This window comes from Granulicella aggregans, from assembly GCF_014203275.1.
Lineage (GTDB): Bacteria > Acidobacteriota > Terriglobia > Terriglobales > Acidobacteriaceae > Edaphobacter.
This window is the reverse complement of sequence record NZ_JACHIP010000028.1, coordinates 14,880-30,375: the sequence shown is the minus strand read 5'-3', so window position 1 is coordinate 30,375 and position 15,496 is coordinate 14,880. Positions and strand designations below refer to the sequence as shown.

At 55.1% G+C, this 15,496-nt stretch carries 13 protein-coding genes; 3 read left to right on the top strand and 10 right to left on the bottom strand.

Annotated elements, in window-relative coordinates; translation table 11 throughout:
- Nucleotides 1–273 precede the first annotated feature (273 nt).
- Together HDF16_RS27830 and HDF16_RS27825 are read left to right on the top strand one after the other, a co-directional pair.
- Entirely contained in the window at nt 274–765 is a 492-nt protein-coding gene (locus tag HDF16_RS27830) for a hypothetical protein (RefSeq protein WP_184223840.1), read from the top strand.
- Between the two features lie 219 nt (nt 766–984).
- Entirely contained in the window at nt 985–2,493 is a 1,509-nt protein-coding gene (locus tag HDF16_RS27825; RefSeq protein WP_184223838.1) for an amidohydrolase family protein, read from the top strand.
- A gap of 84 nt (nt 2,494–2,577) precedes the next feature.
- Here HDF16_RS27825 and HDF16_RS27820 read toward each other — a convergent pair whose 3' ends face one another.
- The 6 genes from HDF16_RS27820 to HDF16_RS27795 all read right to left on the bottom strand — a co-directional run bounded on the left by HDF16_RS27820 (nt 2,578) and on the right by HDF16_RS27795 (nt 7,602).
- A complete protein-coding gene (locus HDF16_RS27820) occupies nt 2,578–3,381 on the bottom strand; it encodes an alpha/beta fold hydrolase (protein ID WP_221313321.1) in 804 nt (267 codons plus the stop codon).
- Nucleotides 3,382–3,501: 120 nt separating this feature from the next.
- The gene (locus HDF16_RS27815) at nt 3,502–4,335 is read right to left on the bottom strand and encodes an SDR family NAD(P)-dependent oxidoreductase (protein WP_184223834.1); all 834 of its coding nucleotides are present in this window, start codon (nt 4,333–4,335) and stop codon (nt 3,502–3,504) included.
- Nucleotides 4,328–5,026, bottom strand: a complete 699-nt coding sequence (locus HDF16_RS27810) for a hypothetical protein (RefSeq protein WP_432432301.1) — start codon at nt 5,024–5,026, stop codon at nt 4,328–4,330. The genes HDF16_RS27815 and HDF16_RS27810 overlap by 8 nt, the downstream gene beginning before the upstream one ends.
- Before the next feature lie 425 nt (nt 5,027–5,451).
- The gene (locus HDF16_RS27805; RefSeq protein ID WP_184223831.1) at nt 5,452–6,009 is read right to left on the bottom strand and encodes a cytochrome P460 family protein; all 558 of its coding nucleotides are present in this window, start codon (nt 6,007–6,009) and stop codon (nt 5,452–5,454) included.
- Between the two features lie 47 nt (nt 6,010–6,056).
- Entirely contained in the window at nt 6,057–7,112 is a 1,056-nt protein-coding gene (locus tag HDF16_RS27800; protein WP_184223829.1) for an alpha/beta fold hydrolase, read from the bottom strand.
- A gap of 73 nt (nt 7,113–7,185) precedes the next feature.
- Nucleotides 7,186–7,602 (bottom strand): organic hydroperoxide resistance protein, encoded by a 417-nt coding sequence (locus tag HDF16_RS27795; protein ID WP_184223827.1) that lies wholly within the window; start codon nt 7,600–7,602, stop codon nt 7,186–7,188.
- Between the two features lie 177 nt (nt 7,603–7,779).
- Between HDF16_RS27795 and HDF16_RS32275 the strand changes: the two genes are divergently transcribed.
- Nucleotides 7,780–8,325 (top strand): glutamine amidotransferase-related protein, encoded by a 546-nt coding sequence (locus HDF16_RS32275; protein ID WP_432432300.1) that lies wholly within the window; start codon nt 7,780–7,782, stop codon nt 8,323–8,325.
- A gap of 273 nt (nt 8,326–8,598) precedes the next feature.
- On the opposite strand, the gene HDF16_RS27785 is transcribed toward HDF16_RS32275, so the two are convergent.
- The 4 genes from HDF16_RS27785 to HDF16_RS27770 all read right to left on the bottom strand — a co-directional run bounded on the left by HDF16_RS27785 (nt 8,599) and on the right by HDF16_RS27770 (nt 15,485).
- Nucleotides 8,599–11,607, bottom strand: coding sequence for a sensor histidine kinase (locus HDF16_RS27785; RefSeq protein ID WP_184223824.1), 3,009 nt, complete (start codon nt 11,605–11,607; stop codon nt 8,599–8,601).
- A 179-nt stretch (nt 11,608–11,786) separates the two neighbouring features.
- Entirely contained in the window at nt 11,787–12,848 is a 1,062-nt protein-coding gene (locus HDF16_RS27780; protein WP_184223822.1) for a response regulator, read from the bottom strand.
- 79 nt (nt 12,849–12,927) lie between these two features.
- On the bottom strand, nt 12,928–13,299 hold the full coding sequence (locus HDF16_RS27775) for a response regulator (RefSeq protein WP_184223820.1): 372 nt from the start codon (nt 13,297–13,299) through the stop codon (nt 12,928–12,930).
- Between the two features lie 248 nt (nt 13,300–13,547).
- Nucleotides 13,548–15,485, bottom strand: coding sequence for a PAS domain-containing sensor histidine kinase (locus HDF16_RS27770; protein ID WP_184223818.1), 1,938 nt, complete (start codon nt 15,483–15,485; stop codon nt 13,548–13,550).
- Nucleotides 15,486–15,496 lie beyond the last annotated feature (11 nt).

The following is a 15,496-nucleotide window of genomic DNA, read 5'->3' as shown; positions in this document are numbered from 1 at the left end:
CATCGGTGAACAACTCGAACTCCAGCCTGCTTGATGCTTGGGTAAAGACAGTGCCTCGGCGACCCTTGGCCAGCGGTATTATTTGCAACAGAGCCCTTCGGAGCGATTGGCGGGTTCCTGGAGCGCAACTTCCCCTTCTTCGAAGTCTTCAACAGCCCCGCTCAGGAGCGCAACATTCCGCTCAGTCCTTTGAGCGTTACCGGTCTCCCACAATATGTTCCAACGGCCACGACCGCTTCAATCGCTCCTCCTCCCAGCATCTCTGTCAGCCTGATGGCAAAGAACATGCAACCGGACGTCGCCTACGCCTGGAACTTTGGAGTTCAGCAGCAGCTCACGCCCGCGGTGGCATTCAGTGCGACGTACGTTGGCACCCACGGCCTGCACCTCTTCCGCAGGTACGACATCAACACCCCGCCGCCTGGCTCGACGCCATTCAACTCGCGTCTGCCCTATCAGTACTTCAACACCGACGGCCAGCAGTATGCGACCAACATCGGCTATGCTGCGGCAAACGGATCGTCCATCTATCACGCGTTGCAGACCGAGCTGAAGGTCAACTTCGCGCATTCACTTACTGGACGCGTGAACTACACATGGTCGAAGGAACTCGATGACTCCAGTGTCTGGTGGCCGCTCGACAACCGGGTTAATCGTGCCGAGGGAACCCTTGTGCCTTTCGAAACCGTGATCCGCGCAAGCAACCTCTACGCGCGCCTGCAGAAGTCTCAACAGGTTGCTCCGTGGGCTCCGTCCACACGATGACACCAGATGAAGGAACGACGAGCTATTAGACGAAAGCGTCGACCGATACCTTCGTCTAATACTGATCGTTATCCCGGAATGGCCTAATTGCAGATGTTCCAGAAAGGCCTTTGTGTCCACGAGGGAGCGGCAAGCTGGGACTCATTCGACAAGGAAGCCATGAAAGGCTGAACAGTTGAATCCGTAGGACTGCAAAGAAATTAAGAGGAAGCCAGAACCATGCCCCAGAGAGAAAGTTTTGTCAGCAACGCTATGCAAACAGGTACTTTTCTACTTATCGCTATGGAGATGGTCGCCGCCGCGATCGGGCAAGGCGCACGCAATCATTCGTCTCCTGCGGATGCGCTGAGGCCTTTGATTCGGACAAATGCGCCAGTCATTGCGTTGAGCCACGTAACACTCTTCGACGGTAGTGGCTCTCCTGCGCGGCATGACCAGACAATCATTGTGGATCACGGCCGCATCACCGCTGTTGGTCCTTCAAACGCTGTAACAATTCCGTCGGAAGCGCAGCTTCTGAACGAACGCGGCAAGACTGTCCTTCCCGGACTAGTGGGTATGCACGAACATATGTTCTACATCTCGGCAGGCGGTGGTCCGGGGCATCTCATTCTCGGTACTGAACAGGCCGAGTCGGCTCCCAGGCTCTACCTTGCCGCTGGAATCACGACAGCTCGTACGACAGGCTCCATCGAACCCGCTGCAGATCTTGCGATCAAAGCAGCTATCGACAACGGTATGCAGATTGGACCTGATCTCGATGTAACAGGGCCGTATTTCGACGGCCCCGGGACTTTCCTCATTCAGAATCAAAGAATGAACGGCATTTCGGATGTCCGCGAAACAGTCGATTACTGGAGCAAACGAGACATAACGTCTTTCAAGGCATACATGTTTATTCAGCCTGCTGATTTGCAAGCGACGATCGAGCAGGCTCACGCCCATGGACTAAAGGTTACCGGACACCTATGCTCCGTAGGCTTCACGGAAGCCATCAATATGGGTATCGACAACCTGGAGCATGGTTTGATTGTTGATTCGGAATTCGATCCGCAGAAGAAACCAGGCGTGTGTCCGGCGAAGAATTCCGAAGGTGTGCAGACATTGCTTCAGCTTGATGTTCATGGTCAACAAATTCAACGGCTCATCAAGTCCATGATCTCGCATCACGTGGCGCTTACATCAACGCTAGCAACGTACGAGAACTCTGATACGGACGAGCCTCCGGCCGCGACCTTGCGTCAGACACGCGCTACGCTGAGTGCTCTCTCCTGGGCAGACTTCCTCCGCTTGAAGGCTCTACTTGGAAAGCCGCACCATATGGGTGAGACAGACGTGGTTCTCGCCCTCCTTCACAAAGAGATGGCGTTTGAACGAGAGTTCGTTCGACAAGGAGGCCTTTTGATTGCGGGTTGTGACCCAACCGGCTTTGGAGGCGTCGTTGCGGGACTTGGAGACCAGCGAGAGATGGAGCTACTCGTGCAGGCAGGCTTCCCAACTGCCGAGGCGGTGGCCATCTTCTCAAGTCATGGAGCGCGGTATCTGGGTCGGGAGAACGAAATCGGCACTGTCGAGCCAGGCAAGCAGGCAGACCTTTTGCTTCTGGATGGAGACTTCGAGCACGACGTTTCTGCAATCCGTAAGCCGGAGATAGTTTTCAAGAAGGGGGTGGGCTGGGACTCTGCGAAGTTACAGGCGTCTGTTGCAGGTATAGCAGGGCAGCGGTAGAGCTTGCAGCTATGCCACTTTGGAGATCAGAGGCAGTGCTGGTCCGTAGATCCCTTCAGGGCCGTGCATGCGTCGCTGATGCGGCTAGCTTTTCTTACTCGAAATCTGTGCAAACGACAGGAAGCGGCTTAGCAATTGATTGAATTCTTTGGGCTGTTCCCAGAAAGGCGCATGACCGGCGTTCTGCGCTATGTGGATTTGACGCTCCCACAGATTTGGAAAGAGCAGTTGCTTGAAAAACTCCGCCTTGATCAGGGTGTCATCAGCACCGTTGATAACACCGATCGGGATCTGTGCGGTCTCCACAATCTTTCTCTGGTTAACTCCCGATCCTTCGAGTGAACTATCCAGAAGCCTTCGACGAAATCTGCCGTCCGTTCTCATCGCCGCCTCTATCAAGCGGTCGTCTCCCGTTCCCCGCCAGATGCGATATACAAACGATCGTGCTTCGCTCTCATTCATACGTCGGTCAGGTGCGGGAAGCGACCTTGGTGAGTTGTTGTATCCCTCAGCCATGTTGTTCTTGCCTTGGTGCTTTCCGATTGGAGGAGTGCCGCACAATAGAAGGGCTCGCATCTGCCTGAAGCTGGCGAGCATTTCTATGGCGATATGGCCTCCGAGAGACCAGCCTAAAACCACGGGGTCCGATACCCCAATGTTTTCCAGCACTTCAGAGACAGCACCGGCGAGCCCAGGAAGAGTGTAGGTCTCAGCAGGATTGACGGCATCTTCGGATCGACCGTGACCGGGGAGGTCGATTGCTATCAAACGGTAGTCGGTGAATAAGCCATTGTCGAGCTGCTTTCGGAACACGTCACGCGACGAGGAATTGCCATGGATCAGTACGACCGGAAAATGGCCTTGTCCCACTTCCTCCAGGGCAAGCACTCCGTGTGACGTCCTAATACAGGTCTCATGTGTCATATCGAACACCGATGGAAGACTGCAGACTCTTCAGGTCGAGGCATTGTCGTTGGGTTGAGATATGAGAAAGCATCCCTCCCATGCCTATTCCGATGGGTAGTCAGTAGAGATACTCAGCTCTCGCCACGTCTCGATGGCGGCGAGACGTTCTTGATCACTCTCACTAACCGCCTTCAAGGCATCGCTGCCGAGCGTAAGGCGAAGTGGCGGATGAGCCATTTCGGACAACTCGATCAACACCTTGGCCGCTCGGGCTGGATCTCCAGGCTGCTTCCCGTGGTACTCAGCTTGAAAGCGGGCGGCAGCGCCGATGGTCGGCTGGTATTCCGCGCGGACCGCGGCAACAGCGGTGGAGCTTGCTGCGAAGTCCGTCCTGAAGCCTCCTGGCTCGATGATCGTGACTTTGATCCCGAGTGGGCCAACTTCCTTGGCCAAGGCCTCCGAGAAACCCTCGACGCCCCACTTTGCGGCAGAATAAGCGGTTCTGCCTAGAGCCCCGATTCTTCCACCGACCGAAGAGAACTGAATAATGTGGCCACCTCCTTGCTTTCGCATAAAAGGAATGGCTGCTCTGCTGGTGTACACCGTTCCCATCAGATTCGTCTCGATCTGTGATCGAAAGTCATCGATACTGGTATCTTCCAGCGATCCAATGGTGCCGTAGCCAGCATTGTTGACCAAGACATCAATCCGACCGAAGCGCTCCACAGCGGAAGCTATCGCCTTCTCAGCTGCGGCACAATCTCTTACATCCAATGTCTCCACGGCGACCTGATTACCAAGTTGAGTGGCCAGTTCCGTCAGTTGATCAACCTGCTGTGCCGTGGCAACTACTTTGTCACCCTTCTCAAGGGCAGCCCTCGTAATCGCAAGGCCCAACCCTTTAGAACTTCCTGTGATCAGCCAAACTTTACTCATCTATCACCCCGCTGTAAGAATCAGCCAATCGTTCCTGAACAAACGATCCTTGTTCTGTTAAATCTTTCCGGTTCTTCGTCGCTCCAAGAACTTCAAACATGGAGCGATCCAGCATGCGATTGAATTCCGCTTCCGGCATCTGGGCACGTAGATCCTCCAGCAATGCACGCGAGAAGCTGGCAATCATTCCAGGATTTTGTGCAAGCTGCTGGCAGGCGTAGTGCCTTGAGAATCCTCCAGAAAGTGCAAGGACACGATAGACCTTCGCGTGTCTCATCAACGGTGTGTACAAGCCGGCCGTAACCGGAATCGTGAGCTTGAGGAAAATACGAAGATCTTCGCTAGCTTGTTCGAGAGCCGAAGCGATAGACGTTCGTAGCTGAAGTTCCTGAATACGTCGTACGTCATCAGGAAGCGCAGTCGAGACTTCAATCTCAACGATGGGAAGGAGCCCAGCGGCAAAAATCTCCTCGGCAAGTGCGAACTGCTGCCTCACCGCCTCGACGACCATCCCCTGTGTTGTGTCGTGAATGAGGGAGCGCATTTTAGTACCTATGACTCCAAGGCTTCGTGCCCAACGCAACGTTTGCGCAAGATCGGGAATGGGCTGCATCAACTGAGCACCATGGACCGCTTGTTCGAGTCCGACATCGATTTTGAGAAGCGATGCGATGCGGCCCTTTTCAAACAAGAGGTCGGGGATCGCGCGGCCTTCGATGCGACTCTGAAGCGTCCGCTTGAAGAGGATGACCGCGAGGATCCGATCGCCTGCGAATGCTGGGGATTTCATGACGCGAAGCCGCATCTGGTGGATCTGCTCGAACAGTTCTTCTTCGCTCTTGTATTCACTCGCATTTACGCCGTATTGCGCGAGTGCTGCCGGAGTTGATCCGCCGCTCTGATCCAGGGCAGCCAACATCCCTCGAGCGTATCTCAACTTCGAGAGTAGTAATGGGTCAGACCCTTGATCATGTGGCCTGAGTTGTCGCATAGTGATTCACCCCTCCAAAGGCGTGGTGGCGGAACATTGGAATCGAAGAGTGCTTTCACGCGCTCGAGGTCTATCCGAACGTGAAGACATACAACAAATGCGCTCTCGATCTTGACTGCAACACGTTACGGAGTGTAGCGGGTGAACACATAGTCCCGATCCTTCACAGGAGCATGACAGGCGTAACACCCGCTGGTGGCTTCGGCGCTAACGGGCTTGCCATGATCGAACTGCTCGAACCCCCAGCCACCGGTAGCGGAGTATTTCTTTGAGTCCTTGATCATGAGCTGAACGTTGGTTGCGGCTCCAGCCACAAAGGATTGTTCATCACCAAAGACACTGTTGTTCTCTGGTGATGAGGTATAGGTCCATGCCAGTCGCGCGATGATCGTTCCGTCAGGAAATGGAAGCGTTGCGCTCCGATACGCATCTATCGCCTTATCGTTGCCCAGAATCGCGCGGAGGTCATTCAGTTTGCCAGCTTCGTGAGCGACAGAGACCAGTCGCCAGTACCGGTATCCGGGTGGCAGGCTGTCCAAGCTTTCCGCATCCTGGGTGACTCTGGTTCTTTCAAGCACTCGTTTGGGCCTCGCAACGAGGCCACCGAAGGGCGGTCCTACAACGCCCAGCGCCAACAGAACCTTAAGCGTCACTCTCTTCGCAACGCTTGATACTTCACTCATGCCGTTTCTCCTGCACAGCATTGGGTTCCGACTCGCTTTCCAAAGCATCACAGCGAGCTCACGTCCTGGATCGCTTTTGCGAACGCATCAGGAGCTTCCATGGGCAGGTTATGCCCCACTCCGCCCTTGACGAGTCGATGTACATACTTGCCAGCGAACATCTTCGCGTAATCGTTGCTATCTGGATGTGGAGCTCCATTGGCGTCTCCTTCCAGTGTGATCGTTGGAACGGTAATCCGTGGGGCCGACGCTAATGTCTGCTCCAACGCGTCATACTTCGATTCACCCAAAGCAATCCCAAGGCGCCAACGATAGTTGTGAACTACGATGCTGGTGTGGTCCGGGTTGTCGAAGGAACTCGCGGAACGTTCAAACATGGCATCGTCGAATTGCCACCGGGGTGACGCGGTCTGCCAGATCAGCTTCGCGAATTCACGCCGATACTTGTCATATCCGTCTCGGCCACGCTCTGTGGCGAAATAGAACTGGTACCACCACGCAAGCTCAGCCACGGGTGGGAGCGGCGTCTTTCCTGCCTTTTGATTGCCAATCAAGTAGCCGCTCACACTGACCAGTCCCTTGCAGCGCTCCGGCCAGAGGGCAGCGACAATGTCCGCGGTGCGTGCGCCCCAATCGAAGCCGCCGATGACGGCTTGGGTGATATGCAGAGCATCCATGAGAGCAATCACGTCGAGAGCGAACGTGACAGGCTGCGCATTCCGCATCGTTTCGGCAGAGAGGAAACGTGTTGATCCATATCCACGCAGGTGAGGAACAATCACTCGATAATTCGACTTAGCCAGGATTTCAGTGACATCCACAAAGCTGTGAATGTCGTAGGGCCATCCGTGCAAAAGAACAACAACCGGACCATCCGGAGGCCCCAGGTCGATGTACCCGATGTCCAAAGAGCCCGCGTAAATCTGCTTAACCGGTGGGAAAGCAGCCGATGTGACAATGGATCGAAATGGCCCTGATGGCTTGGCCTGCCCTATCGCTTCTTCCTCGATCGGCAAGGCAGCACATGCAAGAGCCAAGGCCGCTCTGCTCAAAAACCGGCGGCGGCTACCTGTCGCTCTCTCTGCTGAGATCACTTCACTCATCTTGTCTCCTTCTTCTTGTCAATGACTGCCGAACTGTGGTCCTTCTGCGCTACGTCGAAGCCATTTGCGTCGGTCACGCGAGCGAAAGGGAAACTTCGATGTTTCCGCGGACGGCCTTCGAATACGGACACGTCTGATGCGCAGCCTCAATCAGTCGCTCGCCAAGCTTGCGATCAATCCCGGGAAGGCTGACGGAGAGACGCGCGGCAAGTAAGAATTCCTCGCCTGCGGTACCGAGATCGATCTCCGCATCTACAGAGCGACTCGGAGGCAGGGAGACGTTCTGCTTGGCAGCCGCAATTGCAAGCGCTCCCAGGAAGCATGCAGACCATCCAGCAGCCAACAGTTGCTCGGGATTTACACCGACCTTCTTTGAACCCGGCAGGGCGAAGTCAAGGTCCAGATTGCCGTCTTCACTCTTCGCACAACCGCCGTCCCTGCCGCCCGCCGTATGGACCTTCGCCGTATAAAGAACCTTCTCGATCAACATCGCTTCTCCTCTTTCAGCAACCGGACTATGCCGGATGCACATAGGACACACAGACAGGCGAATGGTGACAGAATCCGAAGCATGGGCCGCAGATTTTTGCAGGGATCAGCCCAAGAACTTTCTTTGTAACGTCACGCCGTGCGCTGGTTCTAACTGTCACACGCGGGTTTGGCAAGCATGAGGCTTCCAGCCCATATCCAAGGAGATCTTGCTTTGAAGACAGCCCTCGCGCTACGTCATGTTCACTTCGAAGACCTCGGAATTTTTCAGCAAGTTCTCTCGCGAGCAGAATACCGTGTCAACTATTTCGACATTGGCGTTCACGATATCGCGACCATTGATCCGCTGGAGCCAGATCTACTATTTCTGCTCGGAGCTCCATTTGGTGTCTATGAACGCGACACGTTCCCATTCGTTCTGCAGCAGCGATCTTTGCTTCGACGACGGATGAAGTTTCAACTTCCAACGGTGGGAATCTGTCTTGGTGCGCAGCAGATTGCCGCGGCGCGGGGCGCAAAGGTCACGCCGAGCGGTTTCAAAGAGATCGGCTTGCGCCAGTTTCACTCAGCGAGGCAGGAAAGAACAGTGCGCTGCGACATCTGGACGGCATTCCGTTGCTCCATTGGCATGGAGATGTCTTTGAGCTACCGGAAGGGGCGACATGCCTCGCGTCTACCGACCTATGTCCCAACCAGGCCTTCTGCATCGGATCCAATATTCTAGGTCTGCAATTTCATCCTGAAAACGCGCCGGCAATGATCGAGCGGTGGCTGATCGGCCATGCGTCCGAGCTTACCGCGTCTGATATAGACATTCGAAAAATCCGGAGCGATGCTGCAGCTTATCAGGCCTCTATGATTGAGTGCTGTGCTCGCATGTTCCAGGAATGGCTCGAAAACATCGATGCGGATGACACACGATCGACTTCGTCCATATATTCGAAGCACTGATCGAAAGTGATTCTGCTTACCGAATCATTCTCGACAGTCATTCCGCTCATTCGCGGGTGCGAGAACGAGGGGAAAAGAACCTACGCCGGTCCTTTCCTTTCGCAAGTCTGAGATAGGCAGAAGCCGAAGGAACACTGACACACACCTGAGTTCCGGCGTTCGGACTTGATGTGATCTTGATATGCCCCCGAATGCGTTCGACTCGTTCCCGCATCCCAGTGATACCGAAGTGGTCCAGCTTTCCACGTTCGATGTATTCCGCCGGAATCCCGACGCCATCATCGACGACCTTAAGAGTGAGCGTACGCGAGTAGATTAACTCGACCCGAAGATGCTTAGCGCGGGAATGGTAGATGGCGTTCCGGATGGCTTCCAGTCCAACGTCACAGAGTTCAGCTCGAACGATCGGGTGAAGTTCTTGTGGCGTTCCGCTGAGATGTATGCGGGTCTCAATGATGCCTATGTGAGGGAGTTCATCGAGCGCCTCGCGAAATGCTTCTGCGAGATGATTTCTTTCTAACGTCGAGGCACGCAATGCATTCAGTGCGGCGCGGCCCTCAATTACAGCCTGGCCTAGCCATTCGGACAGCTTGACGAGCGCCCGGCTCATCCTGAGTTCATCAGAGCCGTCAGCTAAGGCGTCGTCAGCGACCATTTTGCTGCTTTGCACTGTCTGCAGGAATGTATCGTGAAGTTCTCGCGCCATGCGCGTTCGTTCCGCCAGACGCTCATCGAACCGTGAGTTCATAGCGTGGGCGACCGCGCGAATTCTGAGACGATACGCAAGCCAAATCACCAGTGAAGCGGTTGCAACCCAAACGCACAAAAACCAACGTGTTTGATACCAAGCCGGTGCAACCGAAAAATCGAGGACTGCTTCTTCCGGGTTCCAAAGCCCCTGTTGATTGCTCGCAACGACGTGGAACCGGTAGTGGCCGGGCTTCAAGTCCTCGAAATAAGCAGTTCGCCTGGCTCCGGCGTCCATCCACGTGCTGTCATGGCCATCCAATCGGTAACGGAATTGCAGGTCTGCCGGCGCTGCAAAACTGAGGGCCGCATAGTCGATCATGATATTTCGCGGCTTCGGCGGCAGTTGAATCGCACCAACCAACGCGTATAACTTGTGATCGCAATGAAAATCTTCAATGCGGACCGGCGGCAGCAATCGCTGCAGATGCTCCGCTGAAGCGTCGATGATCTCGACACCATTCTGTTCTGTTGCGAACCAAACCTTGTTGTCGGGTGTAACGCCGGTGCTCGGATCAAAAGGATCCTGCGAGAGAAGAACCCCGTCACTTGCCGTCAGCAGTTTGTAATGAACTGAGGTGGAAGGGGACACCCACCAGCGTTCAATCTCAGATCGCGAAAGATGAAGAATCCCAACATCACACATGAGCCAAAGGTCGCCTTTGAGGTCGAAAACGCCTGATCTCATATGAGCGTCCGGAAGTCCGTTAGCTTTGTTGAGCACCTGCGGATGATCGTTGCGAATTCCGTACAGTCCTTCCTGGGTCAAAATGAGCGGTCCGTTCGGACCGAACCCAAGGATGCGCCGGATGGAGATCTGCTCCGTTATACCCAGTTCGATTCGCTTTCGGAGTCCCGGTTTCTGGTAGCCGACGGAACCATCGACATATCCAATCCAAGTTCCGCCTGAGTCGTTGGAGTAGATGGCTCCTGCGCGCGGATCGCCTGGCGGACCGGCACGCGATGTGACCTGACCTTTCTGGAGATGAAGCAAAGCGGGTCGCTTTCCATTGGCGACGGCCCACATACCTCCGTCGTGATCCGAGGCGAGTGCGATGATCGGCCCAACGTGTTCTCCGTTGTCGGTGATCTCTGTGAAGTGGCCGGCAGAGTAGAGGAAGATACCCTGATCGACTCCTATCCACCATTGACCGCGTTCATCTTCGAGCAATGATGTTACCTGCTTCCCCGGTAAGCCTTGTGCCTGCCCCAGCTTCGTTACCTGCCCCGACCGGACTATGTTTAGCCCGTTCTCGTATCCGAGCCAGACACTGCCGTCCTTTGCGACTGCGAGACCGTTGATTCCGTCGCTTGTAAGTCCTTCTGCGGTCGATAGGGTGAGAACGCCAAGATCGCGGAAGTTGTCGATGCCATGCGAAGTCACAATCCAAATGACACCTTCGCGATCCTCAAAGATCTGATTGACTGCGTCTCCACTCAACCCGTCGGCACTGCGATAGTGCTCGACCCTCCCTTTATGCAACCGGTACAAACCTTCATTCGAAGTGCCGATCCAGAGTGCGCCTTCTCGATCACGGAGGAACGTGTTGGCTTCGATACGGGACCCATCAAAGTCAGGGACCTTAACCGGTTTGAACCTTTCGTCAACAATTTGCTCGATGCCAAGGCCAGGACCCGGGTGCGCCAACCCGGCGTAGATACTGCTTTTTCCGGAATCGACCAAAGCAGCGAAGCCGGACAGATGCTCGCCAGAACTGAAACGCGGCGAGCTGTAGGTTCTTGCTCTCCCGTCGACCCACCGGACAACTGCCGTAGAGCCGCCAATCCAAAAGGCTCCCTCCGAGTCCTGCATCAGCGCAGACGCCACGGGAATCGTCAGGCCCTCGTTGACCCCGAAGCATCGAACGCCCGATGCGAGAACCGTACACAGCGGGCCGGTGGAGTCGCGGCTTCTCGAACGTGCATACCACGCGTTTCCACGCGAATCCAGAATGATCTGATTTACACGCCCTTTACCACTGCTGAAACTGCGCACGGAGCCAGAAGTGATTAGATCTAAACCAAGTGAGGTACCAACGAATAGCCGTCCATCCTTTGCAGCCGCGAGCGAGACGATATAGTTCGAGCTCAGGTCTTTGTTTTGCAACGGATGAAATGTCTCGAAACGAACGCCGTCGAAGCGTAAGAGACCCGCCCCTGTGCCAACCCACATGTAGCCATCGCTCGTCTGCGAGATCGCGTTAGGTGCGCCGGAGAAGTACCCGTCGCGCACGCGCCAGGCTGTATGACCGTATTGCGTCAGACGCGTCTCCGGCTTGATTGCATGCGCATACGGTTGCGCTAGCAACCACAAGCTCATGATCAGCAACGACAAACCGATCCGAACACCGCTCCTGTTCGGCCGCCAAGTACAAACCATTTGCGTAGGGAGCATCATCGTCTTACGGGAGCTACCTTTCTGGCCGATGCCCTCGACAACATGTCAGAGCCAAACTCCTCAGTTGCTTCGAAATCCGATGGAAATACTTAGTTGCTTCGCGGAGGTATCTCCGTGCGCCTATGGACATCTCGAATCGTTCCGAGGATTTTTTCACGCGGCATGCTCTTCAGGATGTAGGCGGATGCTCCCGCCTTCATAGCAGTCTGCATCTCTGACGTACTGTCAGAGGTTGTCAAAATAATGACCCGTGCCCGCGGCGCAACAGCCAAGAGGTTCCGCAGGACTTCAAGGCCATTCGCATCGGGAAGGCTTAGATCGAGGAGCACAATGTCAGGACGAAGCTTCTCAAACTTGTTCACCCCATCTCTTGCGGTAGGTGCCTGACCGATGAGCTGGAGGTCTTTCTGCGAGCTGAGAATCATGCTGAGTCCATCGCGAAAGATTGGGTGGTCCTCGATGCTCAGGATCGTAGTCGCTGCTCTGCCGTCCACTGCAAGGCTACTTCCCAGACTGCTGCCGGACAGATTGCGGGGAGCCTTCATGCGGAGGCGCCCTGACATCTTCACAAGGTCGGCAAGTGAGCCCGCATCCATCTTCCGCATCACGCTGCCGCGGTGCGCCTTCACCGTAATCTCACTGATCCCCAACTCACCACCAACTTGTTTGTTGGGAAGGCCCGTCACAACAAGGGACATGACGTCACGTTCGCGCGCTGTAAGTTGTCCATATCTTCGGCGTAGTTCAAGCACCTCAGTCTCACGCTGTAGCAGAGCACCACTGCGGCCGATTGAGGTATGAATGGCAGTCAGAAGCACCTGGTGGTTAAACGGCTTTGTGAGAAATTCGATTGCTCCTGCTTTCATAGCCTGGACGCTACTCGGAATGTCGCCGTGCCCCGTGATGAAGATAATCGGCATCTCAGGCCGCTCACCAGCGAGTTGCCTTTGCAACTCAAGGCCATTCAACCCCGGCATGGAAATATCCAGAATCAGGCAGTGCGGAACCTCAGGGCGCTTTCGCTGCAGAAAGGCTTGAGCTGATACGAACAGCTCCGCTCGCCAACCCTCGTTGTCGATCAGCAGCTCGAGCGACTCGCGCACCGAGACATCGTCATCCACCACGAAGACAATAGGTTTGGTGTGAGTCATACCATGTGCCCGTTCCCTTGTACCCCGAACGCTTGTAACTAACATCTTAGTCTGACCTCACATTAAATATGAAGGACGTTTACCGGTTGCAGAAAACAAGTCGCAAGGCGTCCAGAAGGTTCAAGTCACTGAAAGGTTTGAAAAGGCACTCAACTGCACCATGTGCCATCGCAATTGCACGTTGCCCTTCATCCTTCCGGGCAGTGATGAAGATGATTGGGATCGCGAGCCCCTGATTCCTCAGCTCGCGTTCGAGGTCCGGCCCGGACGTTCCCGGCATGTTGATATCGAGAATCAAACATTCGGTTTTGGGAATAAGTCCTGAAAACAGGAACGCTTCCGGCGAGCGAAACACCGCGGTCTCAAAGCCGAATTCGTTCAGGAGGTCAGGGAGGGACTCCCGTACGGATTCGTCATCGTCAATCACCGTAACGAGCGGTCGATGGGACATCTAGATTCAGCTCTCCGGTGTGCGTGGGGGCAAGGGTGCAATCGACGCCGTCATTGCAAGGCGATCATCGCGCGCCGTAGGGGTTGGTATTCTCGAGCACTAGAAGCTGAAGAATGAACGAGTCCAACCGCCTCCTTCAGATAAGTATGTATCTAAACAACTTGCGCGGTAATTGTACTTAAGTATCGGTTCGGATGCCGCCACTCATCCTCGGCGAAAATCGCTTGATGAAAAGAGTGGCGGTCCGGTCAGTATGCTTCAGTGCGTAGTGGAATTGGCAAAGCAAGAGTAAACGTGGCGCCGGGTCCATCATTCTGTTCCGCCCAGATTCGACCTTGATGGGCAGTAACAATCGAGCGGCTGACCGATAGGCCGATTCCCATACCGTTCGGCTTCGTCGTGTTGAAGGCTTCAAAAATGGTCTCGCCAAAGATGGGATCTAAGCCGACCCCGGCATCTCGGACTGCGAGACTTACATGGCCGCCGTCAAACGCGGTCGTGATCTGAATAACCTTGACGCGATCAGTGACACGGTCCATCGCGTCCGCGGCGTTCCGTAAGAGATTGAGGATCACTTGCTGGATCTGGATGCGATCTGCCTGGACCAAAGGCAGGTCAGCTGCAAGCTCCTCGTCTAGCCTCACAAACTTTCCTTGCAACTCACCCACCGACATAAAAATCACTTCGCGCGCCACCTCGGATAGATCAAGTGGTTCGGCAATGATCTTTCTCTGACCGAAAAGACTGCGCAGCCGCGCGATTACATCAGCGGCGCGATTGCCGTCACGAATCGTCCGGCGTGCCGTTTCCCGGGCTCCGTCGACGTTCGGAGGGTTTCCGTCGAGCATCCGAAGGCAGGTGCTTGCATTGGTGATGATGCCCGCTAGCGGTTGGTTCACTTCATGGGCGATGGATGCAGTCAGAACTCCAAGGCTCGTCGCCTTCGTTACATTGGCGAGCTCCTGCCGCGCCTTGGCCAGAGCTTCTTCTGCACGTCTGCGCTGGGTTACATCTTGCACCGCTCCGATGTATTCCAGAGTTCCGTCAGAGTCACGACGAGAATGCGCAATGAGATGCATGTACTTCACCTCGCCGTTCGGCATGACTAGCCGGTGTTCATACTCGAGATCGCTCATGGCTGCATTTGCTCGCTGGTTCATGTCCGCTACATATCGCAGGTCATCAGGATGGAGCCGGCTGGCGATGAGATCGAACGTGATCGTTCGTCCGAACTCAAACTCGAACATTGCGTACATTTCGTTCGACCACCAGATCTCCGCAGTTGCAACGCGCCATGTAAACCTGCCTATTCGGGCCAGACGTTGGGCTTCAGTAAGAAAGGCCTCGCTCCGGCGCAATTGCTCTTCGGCGTTTTTGCGATCGTTGATGTCGGTATTCGTTCCATACCATTTCACTATCTTTCCGTCGTTGTTCCGTAGGGGGTCAGCACGGAAAAGGAAGTAGCGGTACTCTCCATCAGAGCGACGCATACGAGCTTCGAACTCACCCGTGCCACCTTCCGCAAGGAGGGTCTGCCAGTACGTTGCAAGGGGGGCTCGATCGTCAGGATGGAGTGCAGCCGTCCAGCCCCAGCCTGCAGCTCCCTCAGGGCTCAGACCGGTGTACGTAAGGAAATGTTCATTGAAGAAATCGGCCTCGCCATCGGGCTTGGTTGACCATGCGAGGACAGGCATCGTGTTGATGGCGAGTCTCAGGTCCCTTCCTGTCGATTCCAACGCCTCTTCTGAGCGTTTCCTCTCCTCGATGTCCACCATGTGCATACTCCATCGCGTGAGATTCCCAACGTGATCGTGCAGTGAAACGGCGCGAATCTGGAACCAGTGAAATGTGTTGTCGTACCTACGACACCGCACTTCCATATCGAACGACTCACCTGTTCTGGATGCGAGATCAATATTGTGAACCGCAATGGAGAGATCGTCGGGGTGCACTACATCACTGCGCTGCCAGTCTTTCAAAACGTGAAAAGGCTTTCCCAGATAGTCGAGCAGGGGCTGATTGACAAACTCAACTTCCCACTTTGGGTTAAGCGATGCCACCAGAGCGGGGATGCTATCCAGCAACTCACGGAGATATCCGCCATCAACTCCATTGCCGAATGCGAGCGCACGGTCGGCCTGCGCGCTGCCCAATCTCTTCGATCTCCTGTCAGTCAACTCAGCCATTGTGGACTGTC

Excerpts from the sequence above, each read along its gene's own strand:
- HDF16_RS27805 (WP_184223831.1), bottom strand. The coding sequence starts at position 6,009 with ATGAGTGAAGTATCAAGCGTTGCGAAGAGAGTGACGCTTAAGGTTCTG.
- HDF16_RS27815 (WP_184223834.1), bottom strand. The coding sequence starts at position 4,335 with ATGAGTAAAGTTTGGCTGATCACAGGAAGTTCTAAAGGGTTGGGCCTT.
- HDF16_RS27795 (WP_184223827.1), bottom strand. The coding sequence starts at position 7,602 with ATGTTGATCGAGAAGGTTCTTTATACGGCGAAGGTCCATACGGCGGGC.
- HDF16_RS27800 (WP_184223829.1), bottom strand. The coding sequence starts at position 7,112 with ATGAGTGAAGTGATCTCAGCAGAGAGAGCGACAGGTAGCCGCCGCCGG.
- HDF16_RS27775 (WP_184223820.1), bottom strand. The coding sequence starts at position 13,299 with ATGTCCCATCGACCGCTCGTTACGGTGATTGACGATGACGAATCCGTA.
- HDF16_RS27780 (WP_184223822.1), bottom strand. The coding sequence starts at position 12,848 with ATGACTCACACCAAACCTATTGTCTTCGTGGTGGATGACGATGTCTCG.
- HDF16_RS27830 (WP_184223840.1), top strand. The coding sequence starts at position 274 with ATGGCAAAGAACATGCAACCGGACGTCGCCTACGCCTGGAACTTTGGA.
- HDF16_RS27825 (WP_184223838.1), top strand. The coding sequence starts at position 985 with ATGCCCCAGAGAGAAAGTTTTGTCAGCAACGCTATGCAAACAGGTACT.
- HDF16_RS27770 (WP_184223818.1), bottom strand. The coding sequence starts at position 15,485 with ATGGCTGAGTTGACTGACAGGAGATCGAAGAGATTGGGCAGCGCGCAG.
- HDF16_RS32275 (WP_432432300.1), top strand. The coding sequence starts at position 7,780 with ATGAGGCTTCCAGCCCATATCCAAGGAGATCTTGCTTTGAAGACAGCC.